Source organism: Duganella kummerowiae (assembly GCF_053572355.1).
On record NZ_JBKFEH010000008.1, the window covers coordinates 567,445 to 583,467 of the forward strand.

The 16,023-nt window shown below is 64.7% G+C and carries 12 protein-coding genes; 4 read left to right on the top strand and 8 right to left on the bottom strand.

Annotation, left to right across the window (positions count from 1 at the left end; genetic code table 11):
• Positions 1-83 precede the first annotated feature (83 nt).
• The 3 genes from ACLB1G_RS10360 (at position 84) to ACLB1G_RS10370 (ending at position 3,039) form a co-directional block, all read left to right on the top strand.
• The gene (locus tag ACLB1G_RS10360; protein ID WP_491627110.1) at positions 84-566 is read left to right on the top strand and encodes a cyclic nucleotide-binding domain-containing protein; all 483 of its coding nucleotides are present in this window, start codon (positions 84-86) and stop codon (positions 564-566) included.
• The gene (locus tag ACLB1G_RS10365; protein ID WP_491627111.1) at positions 566-1,699 is read left to right on the top strand and encodes an AI-2E family transporter; all 1,134 of its coding nucleotides are present in this window, start codon (positions 566-568) and stop codon (positions 1,697-1,699) included. Before ACLB1G_RS10360 ends, ACLB1G_RS10365 begins: the two co-directional genes overlap by 1 nt.
• A 218-nt stretch (positions 1,700-1,917) precedes the next feature.
• Positions 1,918-3,039 (top strand): Gfo/Idh/MocA family protein, encoded by a 1,122-nt coding sequence (locus ACLB1G_RS10370; RefSeq protein WP_491627112.1) that lies wholly within the window; start codon positions 1,918-1,920, stop codon positions 3,037-3,039.
• Here ACLB1G_RS10370 and ACLB1G_RS10375 read toward each other — a convergent pair.
• The 5 genes from ACLB1G_RS10375 to ACLB1G_RS10395 form a co-directional block, all read right to left on the bottom strand.
• Positions 3,036-3,785, bottom strand: coding sequence for a hypothetical protein (locus ACLB1G_RS10375; RefSeq protein WP_491627113.1), 750 nt, complete (start codon positions 3,783-3,785; stop codon positions 3,036-3,038). The two genes, ACLB1G_RS10370 and ACLB1G_RS10375, sit on opposite strands and share 4 nt — an antisense overlap.
• 45 nt (positions 3,786-3,830) lie before the next feature.
• Positions 3,831-4,772 carry an SMP-30/gluconolactonase/LRE family protein gene (locus ACLB1G_RS10380; RefSeq protein WP_491627114.1) on the bottom strand — a complete coding sequence of 314 codons (942 nt, stop codon included), beginning with the start codon at positions 4,770-4,772 and terminating at the stop codon, positions 3,831-3,833.
• A 105-nt stretch (positions 4,773-4,877) separates the two neighbouring features.
• Positions 4,878-6,473: an alkyl hydroperoxide reductase subunit F gene (ahpF, locus tag ACLB1G_RS10385; protein WP_491627115.1), complete on the bottom strand. Its 1,596-nt coding sequence runs from the start codon at positions 6,471-6,473 to the stop codon at positions 4,878-4,880.
• 113 nt (positions 6,474-6,586) lie between these two features.
• Entirely contained in the window at positions 6,587-7,150 is a 564-nt protein-coding gene (gene ahpC, locus ACLB1G_RS10390; protein WP_491627116.1) for an alkyl hydroperoxide reductase subunit C, read from the bottom strand.
• Between the two features lie 157 nt (positions 7,151-7,307).
• Positions 7,308-8,561: a hypothetical protein gene (locus tag ACLB1G_RS10395; protein WP_491627117.1), complete on the bottom strand. Its 1,254-nt coding sequence runs from the start codon at positions 8,559-8,561 to the stop codon at positions 7,308-7,310.
• A 241-nt stretch (positions 8,562-8,802) separates the two neighbouring features.
• On the opposite strand from ACLB1G_RS10395, the gene ACLB1G_RS10400 reads away from it, so the two are divergent.
• Positions 8,803-10,338 carry a sigma 54-interacting transcriptional regulator gene (locus tag ACLB1G_RS10400; RefSeq protein WP_491627118.1) on the top strand — a complete coding sequence of 512 codons (1,536 nt, stop codon included), beginning with the start codon at positions 8,803-8,805 and terminating at the stop codon, positions 10,336-10,338.
• Here the strand turns inward: ACLB1G_RS10400 and ACLB1G_RS10405 are convergent.
• From ACLB1G_RS10405 to ACLB1G_RS10415, 3 genes are all read right to left on the bottom strand, one after another.
• On the bottom strand, positions 10,304-10,891 hold the full coding sequence (locus ACLB1G_RS10405) for a hypothetical protein (RefSeq protein WP_491627119.1): 588 nt from the start codon (positions 10,889-10,891) through the stop codon (positions 10,304-10,306). The genes ACLB1G_RS10400 and ACLB1G_RS10405 overlap by 35 nt on opposite strands.
• Entirely contained in the window at positions 10,888-13,116 is a 2,229-nt protein-coding gene (locus ACLB1G_RS10410; RefSeq protein ID WP_491627120.1) for a protein kinase domain-containing protein, read from the bottom strand. Before ACLB1G_RS10410 ends, ACLB1G_RS10405 begins: the two co-directional genes overlap by 4 nt.
• 76 nt (positions 13,117-13,192) lie before the next feature.
• Positions 13,193-16,000 (bottom strand): EAL domain-containing protein, encoded by a 2,808-nt coding sequence (locus tag ACLB1G_RS10415; RefSeq protein WP_491627121.1) that lies wholly within the window; start codon positions 15,998-16,000, stop codon positions 13,193-13,195.
• Positions 16,001-16,023: the final 23 nt, after the last annotated feature.

Below are 16,023 nucleotides of genomic sequence, written 5' to 3' on the forward strand. Positions count from 1 at the left end.
AACACCGCCATGTGCAGGTGCAACAAAAGCGGCGACAATAGCCATACGTTCAGCTTGGACGTTTTCCCCACCCTGGAGTTATCTTGATTTTCGGCTTCCTCAAATCGCCCGTCCTGTCGCCGCGCCTGCTGCGCCTGAAGGAATCGGCCCTGTTCGCCTCGCTCACGCCGCTGGAACTGCAGATCGTGGACGGCCTCATGCACGAGCGGCGCTACTCAGCCAATGAGGTGGTGTTCGACGAGGGCGAGGAAGGCCAGGCCCTGTATCTGGTGATGTCGGGCCAGGTGCGCATCAGCCGCGAGGTCGATGGCGTGACCGAAGTGGTGGGCGACCTCGGTCCCGGTTCCTTCTTCGGCGACCTGGCCCTGCTGGACAACTCGCCGCGCAACGCCCAGACCCGCGCCACCGAGAATTCCGAGCTGGCCGTGTTCTTCCGCGCCGACTTCATGGGCCTGATGGAAACCGACGCCGTGATCGGCTACAAGATCTCGCTGGCCCTGGCGCGCCACATCGGCACCCGGCTGCGCGAGTGGATGGCCGGCATTCCCCAGCACGAGGCCCTGTGATGCAGGCGCCACGCCAGGAACGTTCCGGACCGGTGGTCTGGTGCGGCATCATTGCCGTCACCTGCGGCCTGCTGTTCCTGCTGCAGCAGGTGCTGTGGCTGGCCATTCCCTTCCTGCTGGCCATCATCCTGTACTACATCCTGACGCCGCCGGTGCAGCGCCTGCTTCGCATGGGCCTGAGCCAGGACGCCGCCGTGCTGCTGGTAGGGACCGTGTTCGCGCTGGCGGTGGCGCTGCTGGTGCTGGCGGCGGCCTACTGGAATGCGGCCGGCGAACCGTCCGAAACGCCGTGGCAGGATACGTTGGGCACCTACATCTCGGGCGGGCTGACCTTCGTGCGCCGCACCCTGTACGCGCTGGAGCAGCAATTCCCCATCCTGCGCCAGGTCAAGCTGGCCAAGACCCTCAACAGCCATATCGCTTCTTTCACCGGAACGTATGTGCAGAAGCACCTGACCGACATCCTGGTGTCGATCGCGGCCTGGCTGCCGTCGCTGCTGCTGGCGCCCTTCCTGGCCTTTTTCTTCCTGCGCGACGGCCTGCGCTTCAAGAAGTTTTTGGCGCGCGCCGTGCCCAACGCCTTCTTTGAAAAGACCCTGTGCCTGCTGCACGAGGTCGACCAGACCGCCCACAACTACTTCCAGGGCCTGCTCAAGCTGACCCTGATCGATACCGTGGTGCTGGCCAGCGGCCTGTGGGCCATCGGCGTATCGGCGCCGGTGGTGCTGGGCCTGATCGCCGCGCTGCTGGCCTGGGTGCCCTATGTGGGCTCCATCGCCGGCTGCATGCTGGTGGTGACGGTGGCTTCCACCGACGCGCCACACGATCCGGCCATCGCCTACCTGGCCATCAGCGTGTTCATCGCCGTGCGGCTGCTGGACGACTTCATCTTCATGCCCATGACGGTGGGACGCAGCCTGCACATCCACCCCTTGATCACGGTGCTGATGATCTTCATCGGCGGCGCCGTGGCCGGGGTGGCGGGCCTGATGCTGGTCCTGCCGCTGCTGGGCGTGGTGATGGTGGTGGGCGAAACCCTGGGCCGGCTGATCACCAACCCCAGGCTGCGCGCACGCCACCGCCACGCGATGGCGTTGCGGGCCAAGCAGGCCAACGCCGACCTGGTCGTTTAGAACCCGTATCAAAAAGACCATGGCGTCGTTGCCGCGCCTTGCCGTGCAGGCGCACTGTCTGCGTCACCGCGCCTAGCCCTGCTCATTTTGAAACGGGTTCTTGGCAGACTGTTTTTCACCAACGGCGGTGCGATTTTTACCTCACCTTTCCGTCGCAGCCAGTAGCTGTGCTCTAATCGGGGTGTCGCTGACGCAGCGATCCAACCGTGGAGGTGGACATGGTAGATTTCGACAGGCGCGGCCTGCTGCTGGCGGCCGGCGGCGTGCTGGCGGCCGGCGCGGCCGGGGTCCCGGCCTGGGCGGCTCCCGAGCCGGGCCGCAAGCTGGGCTACGCCATCGTCGGCTTGGGCGGCTACGGGTTGGGCGTCATCATCCCGCAGTTCAAACACTGCCGGCACAGCAAGCTGGTGGCCCTGGTCAGCGGCGACGCCGCCAAGGCCAGGCGGGTGGCGGCCGAGCATGGGGTGCCCGGGCACGGCATCTACAGCTACGACAACTACGACCGCATCCGCGACAATCCGGACATCGACATCGTGTACGTGTGCCTGCCGGTGTCCATGCACGCCGAGTACACCATACGCGCCGCGCAGGCCGGCAAGCACGTGCTGTGCGAGAAGCCGATGGCGGTATCGTCGGCCGAGTGCGAGGCCATGATCGCCGCCTGCAAGCAGGCCGGCAGGAAGCTGATGATAGGCTACCGCTGCCACTTCGAGGCCACCAACCTGGAAGCGCGGCGGCTGGCGCGCGCGGGCGAGATCGGCAAACTGCGCTACTTCCGTTCCGAGCACGGCTTCACCCAGGGTAATTCCAATTCCTGGCGATTGAAGAAAGCCATGTCGGGCGGCGGCTCCATGATGGACATGGGTATCTACGCCCTGCAAGCGGCGCGCTACATGACGGGCGAGGAACCGGTGTCGGTATATGCGCACGAAACCACCGACCGCAGCGACCCGCGCTTCCGCGAGGTGGAGGACATGATCGAGTTCCAGCTGGAGTTCCCATCCGGCGTGATCGGCTCCTGCATGTCCATGTACAGCGCCAACCAGAACCACATCCTGCTGATGGGCGACAAGGGCCGCATCGAACTGGAGCCGGGCACCGGCTACGGCGGCAACCGGCTGTGGGTGGGGCGCGGTCGCGAGAACGAAGTCACGCCGCCGCCCGGCCCCGGCGCTACCCAGTGGGCGGGCCAGCTGGACCATCTGTCGCTGTGCGTACAGCAGAACAAGGAGCCCATCGTGCCCGGCGAGGAAGGCTTGCGCGACATCCGCATCATCGAGGCCGTGTACCGCTCGGCGCGTGAGCAGCGGCGGGTATCGCTGCGCAGCTCAATCAGCTAAGACGCTACCCGTTTCAACTCATCCAACAGACTGGGATGAGAAGAGAAAATCTCCCATTCCGTGCTGTCGATCGCGCGCAGGGCAACTTCGCATTGCTGAAAATCCTCATTTTCGAGCATGCCGATAGTCAGGCGATCAATATTCAACACAGCGACCACCAGGCAATCGATCGTGTATTCCAAACCCTTGGCAAATTTGCACACCTCGCTCCAAGTCTGCAACAAACCGGTAGGTTGCTCGTGCAACTGCCGCTGAAATTCACCAAATGATAGCGGCGCAGGCATTTTCCCGACACCATCAAATTCCACGATACTCCACACCCAGTCGTTTGCCGGAATCTTTCTCAGCAAGTCGGCCAATTGAACACGCGTGCCGTTTGCCCGATACATGGGCACCGTCAAGGCCGCCATATCGCCACCTTCTTTCCGCAAAGGCTGCGCCGGGCCATGCTGCGCTGTGCCGCCGGTTGGGTTAGGGACATAGCGGTGTTCATGCGGATTGGTATGGCTCCCAGGCCGGCCATGGTCTGTAAAATCAATATCCTTGATGGGCCGTCCATCGGTATCCCATACCCGAGCCTGATCGTATTTTCCATATCGTCCGTCCTTTTGGCCCAACTGGCTATATGCGCCCTCTGCCTCCGGATCACGCAGTGGCGCGCCATTTGCATCGCGGGGCAGCTCCCGGTCAGGAAAGCCGCTCCCTTGACGAGACGCCTTACTTCCATGTCGGGTGGCTGATGTCATGTTGAGGATTTGACTGCAAAAATCCTCATTCGACCAGCCGTCAAATCAATAAGGTGAACCGCTGACGCCCAGGTGGATTTGCCACAGCGCGGCGGCGCCGGTCAGGTAGAGGGTTTGGCCGTCCTTGCCGCCAAAGGCGGCATTGGTGATGTTGGCGTCGACGTGGATCGTGGCCAACTGCCTGCCCTCGGGCGTGAAGACGCGCACGCGTTTGGCTGCGTGCTCGGTCACGTAGATATTGCCGTGGCAGTCGACCGCCATGCCGTCCGGACCGTTCAACCCTGTCACCAGGTCGCGCCCGGCCTGCGGTTCGCCGTCGCGGATGGGGTGGGCGCGCAGGATGCCGTCGGCCGCGTTCACGTACAGCACGTCGCCGGCCGGCGACAATGAAATGCCGTTCGGATTCCTGCGGCTGCCATCGACCAGGGTCACCTTGCCATCCGTGGCGACCCGGTACACGCCCGTCACCGGTTGCCCGCCCGGCGCCGCCGCCTTCTGGTAGTCGGGATCGGTGAAGTAGATCACGCCATCGGCCGCGATGGCGATGTCGTTGGTGGAGTCGAACACTTCGCCCTGGTAGCGCTCGGCCACCGGGGTGCGCTTGCCGCTGGCGACCACGTAGCGCGACAGGGCCTTGTACTTGTGGGTGGCTGCGATCAGGTCGCCACGGGCGTCCACCGCCAGGCCGTTGCTGCCGCTATCCTCGATCACGGTGCTGACCGTGCCGTCGGCGGCCAGCTTGCGGATGCGCGAGGCGAACGGCGGCTGCACGTTGAAGTCGGAAAAATACAGCGCGTCCCTGATCCACACCGGTCCCTCGTACAGCGAGGGTTCCGCCCGCGAGGGCGCGGCGGCGGCCACGCGCTGCGCCGTCAGCTCGCCGGACGGCGCCTTGCCGCAGGCAGGGGCCGCGGCAGCAGCGCCGCCGGCCAGCGCCAGCAGCATGGCGCCCACGGCGCGGGTCAGGGAAAAAGCAGACTCAGCCATTTGCCATCCTTTCCGAAAAAGGGAATGCCATGGTAGCACCCGCATAAAAAAAATGCCGCCCCAGCCAGCGGCTGGAACGGCATACATGGGCAATCAGTACCGGACTCAGGCGGCCACGGCGGCCTGGGCGGCAGGCGCTTCCGCCGCTTCCTCGTCGCCCGAACGTATCAGGTGGTCGAAGGCCGACAGCGCCGCTTTCGCCCCCTCGCCGGTGGCGATGATGATTTGCTTGTACGGCACCGTGGTCACGTCGCCGGCCGCGAACACGCCCGGCACCGAGGTCTGGCCGCGGGCGTCGACTTCGATCTCGCCGTGGCGCGACAGGGCCAGCGTGCCTTTCAGCCATTCGGTGTTGGGCACCAGGCCAATCTGCACGAACACGCCTTCCAGCTCGACCTTCTTCGCCTCGCCGGACACGCGGTCGGTATAGCTCAGGCCGTTGACGATCTTGCCGTCGCCGTGGATCTCGGTGGTCTGGGCCGAGACGATCACGGTCACGTTGGGCAGGCTGCGCAGCTTGCGCTGCAGGACCGCGTCGGCACGCAGCTCGGCGCCGAACTCGATCAGGGTCACATGCTTGACCAGGCCGGCCAAATCGATGGCCGCTTCCACGCCGGAGTTGCCGCCGCCGATCACGGCCACGCGCTTGCCCTTGAACAGCGGGCCGTCGCAGTGCGGGCAGTAGGCCACGCCGTGGTTGCGGTATTCCTTCTCGCCCGGCACGTTGATCTCGCGCCAGCGGGCGCCGGTGGCCAGGATCACGGACTTGGCCTTCAGCACCGCGCCGGAGGCGGTCTGCACTTCGACGATCTTGCCCGGCACCAGCTTGGCGGCGCGCTGGGTGTTCATGATGTCGACTTCGTATTCCTTGACGTGCTGCTCCAGCGCCACGGCAAATTTCGGGCCGTCGGTTTCCTTGACCGAGATGAAGTTCTCGATGGCCAAGGTGTCCAGCACCTGGCCGCCGAAGCGCTCGGCCAGCACGCCGGTCTTGATGCCCTTGCGGGCCGCGTAGATGGCGGCCGCGGCGCCGGCAGGGCCGCCGCCGACGATCAGCACGTCGAATACGTCTTTCTTGCTCAGTTCGGCCGCCTGGCGCACGCCGGCGTTCTTGTCCAGCTTGGCGAGGATTTCCTCGACATTGGTGCGGCCCTGGCCGAAGTGCTCGCCGTTCAGGAACATCATGGGCACGGCCATGATCTGGCGCGCCTCCACTTCTTTCGGGAACACGCCGCCGTCGATGGTGGTGACCTTGATGCGCGGGTTGATCACCGACATGGCGTTCAGCGCCTGCACCACTTCCGGGCAGTTGTGGCAGGACAGCGAGATGAAGGTCTCGAATTCGTAATCGCCGTCGAGGTTGCGGATCTGCTCGATCACGGCGTCGTCAAACTTGATGGTGTGGCCGCCCACCTGCAGCAGGGCCAGCACCAGGGAGGTGAATTCATGGCCCATGGGCACGCCGGCGAAACGTACGCCGATGCCGGTGCCGGGGCGGTTGATGCTGAACGAGGGTTTGCGCTCGTGGTCGTCGCTGCGCTCGACCAGCGTGATCTTGTCGCTCAACAGGACGATGTCCTGGAGCAGATCCTGCATCTCGCGGGATTTGGCGCTGTCGTCGACCGATGCAACGATCTCAATCGGTTGCACGACCTTTTCCAGGTAGGTTTTCAACTGGGCTTTGAGATTTGCATCCAACATGATATTTCCTTCTCTGTAAGAACTTTAAGCGTATGCCGGTCCCGGATGCCCGGGGAGCCGGCATCGCGGGTACTACAGTGTTTGTTGAATAGGCTTCAACGTCGATCCGTTAATTAGATCTTGCCGACCAGGTCCAGCGACGGGGTCAGGGTGGCGGCGCCTTCCGACCATTTGGCGGGGCACACTTCGCCCGGGTGGGTAGCCACGTACTGGGCGGCTTTCACTTTGCGCAGCAGTTCGGAAGCGTCGCGGCCGATGCCGTTGTCATGCACTTCCAGCACTTTGATCAGGCCTTCGGGGTTGATCACGAAGGTGCCGCGCAGGGCCAGGCCTTCTTCCTCGATCATCACTTCGAAGTTGCGGGCCAGGGCGCCGGTCGGGTCGCCCACCAGCGGGTATTGCACTTTCTTGATGGCTTCCGAGGTGTCGTGCCAGGCTTTGTGGGCGAAGTGGGTGTCGGTCGAGATGCCGTACACTTCCACGCCCAGTTTCGAGAATTCAGCGTAGTTGTCCGCCAGGTCTTCCAGTTCGGTCGGGCAGACGAAGGTGAAGTCAGCCGGGTAGAACACGAACACCGACCATTTGCCTTTCAGCGATTCCTCGGTCAGATCAATGAACTTGCCGTTGTGGTAAGCAGTGGCCTTGAAAGGTTTGACTTGGGTGTTGATCAGGGACATGGTGTTTTCCTCGTGGGGTTGTGAATCAATGAGACGCCAGTGTAAAGGCTTTTATGCGATTTGCAAAATTGATTGTCGCAATAGTTTCGATTTGTTTTTACTATCGAAACACGCTGCGCCGATTATTATCGCCGTTCCGGCGTGGATGTGGAGCAGCTCAGGCGGCGGGCTGGGTAGCGATGGTGACGCCGACGATCTGCGGCGCGCCAAACGGGCCGGACAGGGAGAAGGCGGCCACGCTGCGCTGCTCATCCCAGTCGATATGGCGCTCGCGTCCAGGGCCGCCGAACACGAAGGGACCGATGCGGAAACCAGTGGCGGCCGCCCACTTGGGGCGGTGGGCGGCATAGGTTTCGGCCGAGACCGCCACCCGCACGCGCGGGTTGAGCACGGCCAGCATGCCGGTCTTCATCAGCGGCAGCAGGCCGCCCTGGCCCAGCACATGGTTCCCCCCCTGGCCGGCGGACCGGGAAAAGCCGCTCAGGTAAGGGCCGTCGGCCAGCGGCGCCACGCCGGAAAACCAGCGCTCGGGCGTAATGGCGATGTGTTCCAGGGCCGCGCTTTCCACCGTTACCGACAGCTGCAGGTCGGCGTAGAACTCGTCCAGGCGCTGCCATTCGCCGTGCAGGTGGATGGCGAAGCAGGGGTGGTCCACATCATCGGCCTGGCCGGCCCAGGTGTAAACCCAGTGCTGGGCCTGGCCCTGCTGGCGGTAGCGCAGCGGGGCGGCCATGCCGGCGGCATGGCGATCGGCCCAGGCGCGGCTGTCCGCGCTGGTGTGCCAGGCAGGCACGGCGGGGAAGGCGGCCCCGGCCTCGCTCAGCGGGACACGGTGGCGCTCGTCGGCGTACGCGCCCACGGCGGCCGCCAGCAGCGGGCTGTCGCAGGCGTCCAGCAACCTGCGGTAGTCGCCCAGGTCGCCCGCCATCCAGCCCAACTCGTTTGCGATCTGGGTCCGGTAGACGCTGCCCGTTTCGGTATTCAGCCAGGCCATGAAGGGCAGGCGCGCGGGCCCGCTCAGGTAGGCGCTGTGGGCCTCGGCGATGGTGCACTCGACCATGCTGGCGTCCGACAGCAGGGTCACCTGGGCCGCTTCCAGCGCCGCCTGGCGCGCCCCGCCGGCCTCGGCGGCCAGCACGCACAGGAACTGGGCGTAGGCGTGGTCGTAGGCCGGTGCGGTGGAGTGGTACTCCGCCACCGCGCTCCAGGACGGGATGGCGGCGCAGAAGTTGTACTGGGCGGAGTCCATGCGGCCTGCGTCAGTGTGCCAGTCCCAGGGCACCGGCTGCGACAGCAGCTGGAACGAGGATGGGTCCAGGCCCAGCGGCGCCCGCATCAGCAGGCCGTACAGGACGGCGTAGGCATGCTGCTCTTCCTTGAGTTTTTGCGGCGACAGTTTGCTGGGTCGCACACGCAGGGGGTACAAATTCATCGCACGAACATTCATGGTGGTCACTTCCTGGAGCGGAGTCGCGGTGATGGCGCGTGCTGCCAGCTAGTCAAGAAGCATGCCAATGCTGAAACGGCCGATTTCGCCGCCGGCTGCGCCCGGCGGGGTCTCGACGGGGTCTCGACGGGGGCTCGACGATATGTCAATGACATGTAAAATGGCATGTCAATGACATAGCCCCACAATCCCACTACCACCGCGCGTGCATACAACCGACCCCGACCTCACCCTGACGTCCTATCTGGCCGCGCCCGGCCAGGATGGGGTGCGCCTGCTGGCCCTGACCGTGCTGTGGCATCCGGAGGCGGCGCGCATCGGCGAACAGCATGTGCTGGCCGACGGCGCCGAACTGGCCCTGCACCGCTACGCGCCGCCGTTCGCCGCACCGGGCGGGGCGGCGCTGCCGCTCGGGCATCGCGGCATTTCGCGCGAGGCCACCGTGCTGCGGCGCGGGCGCGACGACAGCGTGACCATCGCGCCACCGGCCAGCCGCATGCTGGTCGAGCTCAACGGGCAGGCCTGCGCCGGCGCCGTGACGCTGGAGGCGGCGCAAGTGTCGGCCGGCGTGGTGCTGGGCCTGGGCGGGGTGCTGCTGTGCCTGCATTGGATGGACCGCCTGCCGCAGCACCATGCGGTCTGCGCCTTCCTCGGCGCGGGCGCGGCCGCCATCAAGGTGCGTGAGCGCATCCGGCAGGCGGCGGCGGTGGACGTGCCGGTGCTGCTGCTGGGCGAGACCGGCACCGGCAAGGAAGTGGCGGCCCAGGCCATCCACGCGGCCAGCGCGCGCCGTGGGGCGCCGCTGGTGGCGGTCAATATGGCGACCCTGCAGGAATCGCTGGCGGCGGCCGACCTGTTCGGCGCCGAGCGCGGCGCCTACACCGGCGCCAGCGCCACCCGGCGCGGATTGTTCGCCGAGGCCGGCAATGGCGTGCTGTTCCTGGACGAGATAGGCGCCACCCCGGCGCCGGTGCAGCCCATGCTGCTGCGGGTGCTGGAAACGGGCGAATACCGGCCGCTGGGCGGGGCCGCCGTGGCGCGCAGCCAGGCGCGCCTGATCGCTGCCACCGACCGGGATCTTGACGATGGCGGCTTCAGCCAGCCACTGCTGCGGCGGCTGGAAGGCTATGTGCTGCGTTTGCCGCCGCTGCGCGAGCGGCGCGAGGATATCGGGCTGCTGGTGCGGCACTTTGTGCAAGCGTGGGAGGCGCGCAGCGGAGCGCCGGCACCCGAGTTGCCGGTGGCTTTTGTCAGCGCGCTGTGCCTCTATGACTGGCCGGGCAATGTGCGGCAGCTGGCCAGCGTGGTGCAGCGGGCGCTGATTGGTTTGCAGGGTGGGGAGTTGCCGTCGCTGGCGGAGCTGGCGGGGATACCCGCGCGGGCGGTGCAGGTTGATGAAGGCGATGAAGAAGCTACTCCTGGCGCGCCGCGCCGCCAACTGGCGGACATCGATCACGGCATGGTGCTGCAGGCGCTGGAACAGCACGGCTGGCGCATCCGCGCCGCCGCGCTGGCGTTAGGCATATCAAGGCCGTCGATGTACAAGCTGATCGCCGCGCATCCAGAGATCCGCAGTGTGGAAAAGATCCCGGTGGCCGAAATCGCTGCCACCGTAGCGCTGCATGACGGCGACCACGAACGTTGTGCCTCGGCGCTAAAAACGCCAAGCGAGGCGCTAAGGCGCCACCTAAGGCAAGATAATCAACTCAGGTCTGCTCGCTCTGGCATCCTGGAGGATTGACACCAGTTCCGACCTCACTTTCGGGATCAAAGCACAGTACTCGCAATTCAGCGCGGCCATTCGCACGGCGGATGCGGATAGTCAGGCAGCAAGACAATTCCCAACGGCCGTGTACCTTGGTTACATCCAATTCTCCGGTCCAGTCCTGGATAATCAAATGCCGTCCATCTTTCTGGGGTTTCGTGGTCGTGTGAAACTCCGGATTAATCGATAACACTGCGCCTTTTCCTTGCTCAAACATTGAAGGTAAAGAATACACCGTAGGAACTGTCGGACCGCAAGATATAAGTTGCGGCTCGGTCAGGAAACTACATTGAATAACATCAAAGCCCACAAAATCCTCTTTGCCGCCGCCCACAACTTGCAGACCTACTTGTTCCCCAGGATAAAAATATAGCGAACCTGCGTACTCTCCCTCCTCTGGAGTCGGCGGAATACCGGATGTTGATGCTTGCTGTAGCGACCTATCCAACTTGTAGTTCAATTGATTGCTGATCTGGTCAGCATCAAAACGAATAGTGAGCAAAACACGTTGCGGAACAGGATGAGTCATGGTGAAGTTTCCGTTATAGAGCTGGTGGGGTGGAAAAGCGGATCACGTCGTAGTGCTAGCAAATCAGGTTCTGATGCAATCAATTTCGCAGGGTAGCCTAATTCTTGCGCCTGCCTCAAATGTGAAATAGCCAAGCGCCGCTCTCCAGCCAGTTCACAAGCAACTGCAGCTCGAAAACGCACATCAGCATTGTTCGGCGCTAAACTGACCGCACGGGATATCCATTCCAGTGCCGCCGTGGGCGGTTCCAAATGGGCCAAATAAAGCCCGCGGCGGGAGAGAAATACGGGATCATCCTGAGAACGTTCTAACTCAAGCTGCTGTAATTCCAAAGCCCGTCGGTATGCACGCCGTGAATCCTCCATACGCCCCGGTATCCAACGCAAGGTATCTGCCAAGTTAGCCCATTTTAAAGCAACATTTGGACCACCTCGAGAGGCAGATACCGCGTGCTCGAATGCACTGGCCGCCGCTACATAATCGCCCCTGGCAAACAGGGTGGTACCAAGGTTGCTGTATAGAACACTACTGGGCCGAATTTGCAGCCCCTGTTGCAAGGTATGCAAAGCATCATCTTCTCGCCCTTGACGCAATAAAGCCGCGCTCATGTTGGCATAGGCAAAGCTGGCATCTGGTGCTAGCAGCAAGCTGCGCCTGAAAGCCTGCTCCGCACTCGCATAGTCACCTTGCACATAGAACAGCACGCCAAGCTGATCGATAAAGTTCCTTTCCTGAGGAAAGCGCTGTATCGCCAAATCTATCTGTGCACGCTGCTCCTTATATCGCCGAGTGCGCTGAAGAATGCCAATCTTGACATACCATGCCATGGCCTCATTTGGATCCAGAGACAAGGCTCGATCGATCGTCAACATTGCCTTTTGAGTATCACCTCGCACTAATTGCACGAACGCCAAGGCGGTATACGCCAACGCTAACTGATCATCCAGCTTCAGTGCAAATTGCGATGCTACATCAGCACGTTGGAGCCAAGTCTCATCACGGCCACTGCCATTATATAAAAAGCAATATGCAATCGCACTTCCAGCTACCGCAGCCGCATGACCGGGGCTATGCGCCAGTACACGGTCGAACTGGGCCAATGAAGCCTCTAGCGCCCCGTCTCGATCAAATACCCGTAATCCATCCATTCCCTGCTGCAGGGAACGCTGCTCTGAATACGGCGCCCAATCCTGCACCCACTCGGCCGGCGCCCAGCGCCAGGCGGCGCCCGCGATCAGGACTGCGCCCAAGCTGGACAGCAGCGCGACCCGGGCCCACACCGGCAGGCGGCGTCGGGGCACAGCGCCGGCAGTCGCTACAGGGAAGGCGCGCCGCAGCAGCGCCGTCGGCAACGCCAAGGTCCAGTTGGCCGGCACCACGGCCGAGGCCGGATCGCGTAGGGCCGCCACCCGCTGCGCCACCGCTTCCATGCTGGGCAGGCGGCGCGCCGGTTCGCGCGCCGTCATGTCCAGCACCAGCTGGCGCAAGGGGGCGGCGATGTCCGGCCCGAACGGCCATTGCTCGGAACTCGATTGCATCTGGGCCGCCGCCAGGGCCAGCCCCTGCAAATCGGCGAACGGCCGCGAGCCGGTCAGCATTTCGTACAGGATGATGCCCAGCGCGTAGATGTCTCCGGCCGGGTCCGGCGCCGTGCCCTGCAGCCGCTCGGGCGACATGTAGGCAATGGTGCCTTCCTGGCTGAACGGGGACATGGTCTGGGTCGCCAGCGGGTCGATGTGGCGCGCCAGGCCGAAGTCCAGGATGCGCACCGCGCCGGACGGCTCCAGCATCAGATTCGACGGCTTCAGGTCGCCATGCACCAGGTTCTGCCCATGCGCTTCCTGCATGGCGGCCGCCACCTGGCCGGTGATGTCGAGCGCGCGCGACGGTTCCAGCGGCGCGCCCTGCAGGGCGGCGCGCAGGGTGTGGCCGGGCACCAATTCCATCACGATCGATTGGCTCCAGCCATCCTGTTCCAGCGCGTGGATGCGCACGAAAGCCGCATGCTGCAGGGACGCCGCCAGGCGCGCCTCCTTCATCAGGCGTTCGGCGCCGCCGTCGGCGCTGGCCAGGCGCAGCCGCTTGAGCGCGACCAGGCGCTGCAGCCGCTCGTCCCAGGCCGCATAGACTTCGCCAAAACCGCCTTCGCCCAGGCGCTCGCGCAACTGGTAATGGCCGATCTGGCCGAGCTGGTCCGGCCCGGATGCCACTGCGCTTGCCTGCATGGAGATAACCGCTTCCTTAGAAAGCTGGCAAAAATTTTGCCATTAGGAATGATTATTCAATTCTAAAATATGTTTGTCAATCATCAGCGGACGGCAAAGGGGCCTGGGCCTGCAATAATTGATCAAATTGCTCGGCCGGCACCGGGCGCGCGAACAGATAGCCCTGGCCGTAATCGCAGCCGGCCGCCAGCAGCAGGTCGCGCTGCTCGGGCGTTTCCACGCCCTCGGCAATCACGCGCAGGTCCAGCTTGTGCGCCATCACGATGATGGCCTCGGACAGCGCCATGTCGCTGGAATCGGGCGCCAGGTTGCGGGTGAAGGAACGGTCGATTTTCAGGTAGTCGATGTCGAACTTCTTCAGGTAGGACAGCGAGGAATAGCCGGTGCCGAAGTCGTCCAGCGCCACCTGGATGCCGGCGTCGCGCAGCTGCAGCAGGCGGTCGGTGACGGCGCTGCTGGCGTCCAGCAGCAGGCCTTCGGTGATTTCCACCACCACCGCCTCGCCCGGCAGGTCATGGGCCTGCAGCTGGCGCAGCCAGCCCTGGTAGGAATGGCCCTCGCGCTGGAACTCCAGCGGCGACTGGTTCACGCTGAGCTGGAATTCCGGGTGATAGCCGCTGCGCCAGCGCCGCAGCCAGGGCAGCGACTGCTCGAACACCCACTGGCCGATTTCGGCGATCAGGCCGCTGGACTCGGCCAGCGGGATGAATTCCAGCGGGCTGACCTGGCCGCGCAGCGGGTGGTTCCAGCGTATCAGGGCCTCGGCCTTGTGGATGCGCCCCGTGCGCAGGTGCACGATGGGCTGGAAGTACAGCTGCAGCTGGCCGCCCTTGATGGCGCCGCGCAAGTCGTTGGTCAGGCGCATGCGGTTTTGCGCCGCCACCTGCAGCGCCGGGGTGAAATAGCTGTAGCGGTTGCGGCCGGCGCCCTTGGCGGCATACATGGCCTGGTCGGCGTGCTTGAGCAAGTCGTCCACCTGCACGGCGTCGTCCGGGTACAGGGTGATGCCTATGCTGGCCGACACGAAGGCCTGCTCCTGGCCCAGGGTGAAGGGTTGCAGCAGGCTGTCGATGATGTGCTGGGCGATGCGCTCGACCCGGCCGCCATCTTCACCCAGTTCCGCCAGGATCACGGTGAATTCGTCGCCGCCCAGGCGCGCCACCGTGTCCGACTTGCGCACGCAGGCGCTGATACGGCGCGCCGCATCGACCAGCAGCACATCGCCCAGCTGGTGGCCCAGGGTGTCGTTGACTTCCTTGAAGTGGTCCAGGTCGATGAACAGGATGGCGATGCGGCTGCCGTCGCGCTGGCTTTTCAGCATGTCGTGGCGCAGCCGGTCCAGGAACATGCGGCGGTTGGGCAGCTGGGTCAGGGTGTCGAAGTTGGCCTGCTGCCAGATCAGGGCCTCGGTCTGCTTCTTGTCGCTGACGTCCTCCATCATGCACAGCCAATGCGGCTGGCCATGGCCGTCGGCCGCCGCCGTCACCGAGACCTCGACCCAGGCCGTGTGGCCATCCGGGCGCTGCAGGCGGCGGGTCAGCTTGAAGCCGCCGATCTCGCCTGCCCGCAGGCGCGCTATCTGGGCTTCCACCTGGGGCAGGTCGTCCGGCCGGCCCGGCTCGTGCCAGCGCCCGGCGCGCAATTCCTCGGCGCTGTAGCCGGTGATGTCCAGGTAGCGCGGATTGATGTCCAGCAGCTGGCCGCTGCCGGCGTCAACCAGGGCGATGCCCAGCGGCGCCGCCTCGAACATGGTGCGAAAGCGCAGCTCGCCGGCGCGGATCGCCTCCAGCGCGCGCTTGCGCTCGCGCGCCAGCTGGCTGAAGTGGATGGCGGCCCCGGCCACCAGCAGCACCAGGGCCACCCCGGCCACCCGGTACAGCCACACCAGGCTGGTGCGGGCGCCGCCGTCCAGCTTGTACAGGAAGCCGCTGAAATCGGCGCCGTGCGGCATCAGGCCCAGGCCGGCGTAGACGTCGGCAATGTGGCGCCAGCGGTCCGGGTTCATGTAGCCGATTTCCACCAGCACCGGCTGCACCAGCGGCACCATGGCGCGCGCCTCGTACAGCAGGTGCTGGCGGTCGTGGCGGCGGCTGTACTTGTTGAGGATGAGGTCGGCGATCTCCTCCTGGTGGCCCATGGCGTATTGCCAGCCGCGCATGCTGGCGGCGCGGAAGGCCTTGACCCGCTCCGGGTGGGCGGCCAGTTCGCCCTCGCTGGTGAACAGGTTGTCGCCGTAGAAGTCGATGCCGGCCGCGCGCGGGCTGTAGACATCGTAGGGGAAGCCGGCGCGGTCGTAGAAATCCGGCTCGTTGGTGGTGTAGATGGCCTGGGCGTCCACCTTGCCGCTGATCAGGTCGTCCGGATTGAAGCTGTGTTCGACGCGCTGGATGTCGGCCGCGCCGATGCCTTCCTTCTGCAGGTAGGCCAGCAATTCATCGGCCTCGCTTGCCTCCTCCACCAGCGAATCGAGCATGACGCGCTTGCCGACGATGCGGCGGATGTCCGGTTCCGGCCCATCCTGGCGCATGGCCAGGGCGTAGGGCGTGTGCTGGAACACCACGCCCAGCACCACCAGCGGCCGCCCGCGCATGCGCGCCAGCAGCAGGCTGCTGCTGCCGACCCCGAACTGGGCCCGGCCGGCCAGCACTTCGCGCTCCGGCGCCTGGCCATCCTTGCCTTCGACAATGCGCACGTCCAGGCCGGCTTCGCGGTAATAGCCTTTTTCCTGGGCCGCGTAATAGCCAGCAAACTGGAACTGGTGGCTGTGCTTGAGCTGCAGCACGACCTTGTCCTGCGCCGCGCCCAGGGCGGGCAGCAGCACCAGCGCGGCCAGCCAGCGGCGCGGCGGCAGGAAAAAACGGACAAGGGCGGTCAGGTTGGGCAAGGCTGGGTTCCGAAGCGAAGTCG

Excerpts from the sequence above, each read along its gene's own strand:
- ACLB1G_RS10365 (WP_491627111.1), top strand. The coding sequence starts at position 566 with ATGCAGGCGCCACGCCAGGAACGTTCCGGACCGGTGGTCTGGTGCGGC.
- ACLB1G_RS10370 (WP_491627112.1), top strand. The coding sequence starts at position 1,918 with ATGGTAGATTTCGACAGGCGCGGCCTGCTGCTGGCGGCCGGCGGCGTG.
- ACLB1G_RS10375 (WP_491627113.1), bottom strand. The coding sequence starts at position 3,785 with ATGACATCAGCCACCCGACATGGAAGTAAGGCGTCTCGTCAAGGGAGC.
- ACLB1G_RS10380 (WP_491627114.1), bottom strand. The coding sequence starts at position 4,772 with ATGGCTGAGTCTGCTTTTTCCCTGACCCGCGCCGTGGGCGCCATGCTG.
- ahpF (WP_491627115.1), bottom strand. The coding sequence starts at position 6,473 with ATGTTGGATGCAAATCTCAAAGCCCAGTTGAAAACCTACCTGGAAAAG.
- ahpC (WP_491627116.1), bottom strand. The coding sequence starts at position 7,150 with ATGTCCCTGATCAACACCCAAGTCAAACCTTTCAAGGCCACTGCTTAC.
- ACLB1G_RS10405 (WP_491627119.1), bottom strand. The coding sequence starts at position 10,891 with ATGACTCATCCTGTTCCGCAACGTGTTTTGCTCACTATTCGTTTTGAT.
- ACLB1G_RS10410 (WP_491627120.1), bottom strand. The coding sequence starts at position 13,116 with ATGCAGGCAAGCGCAGTGGCATCCGGGCCGGACCAGCTCGGCCAGATC.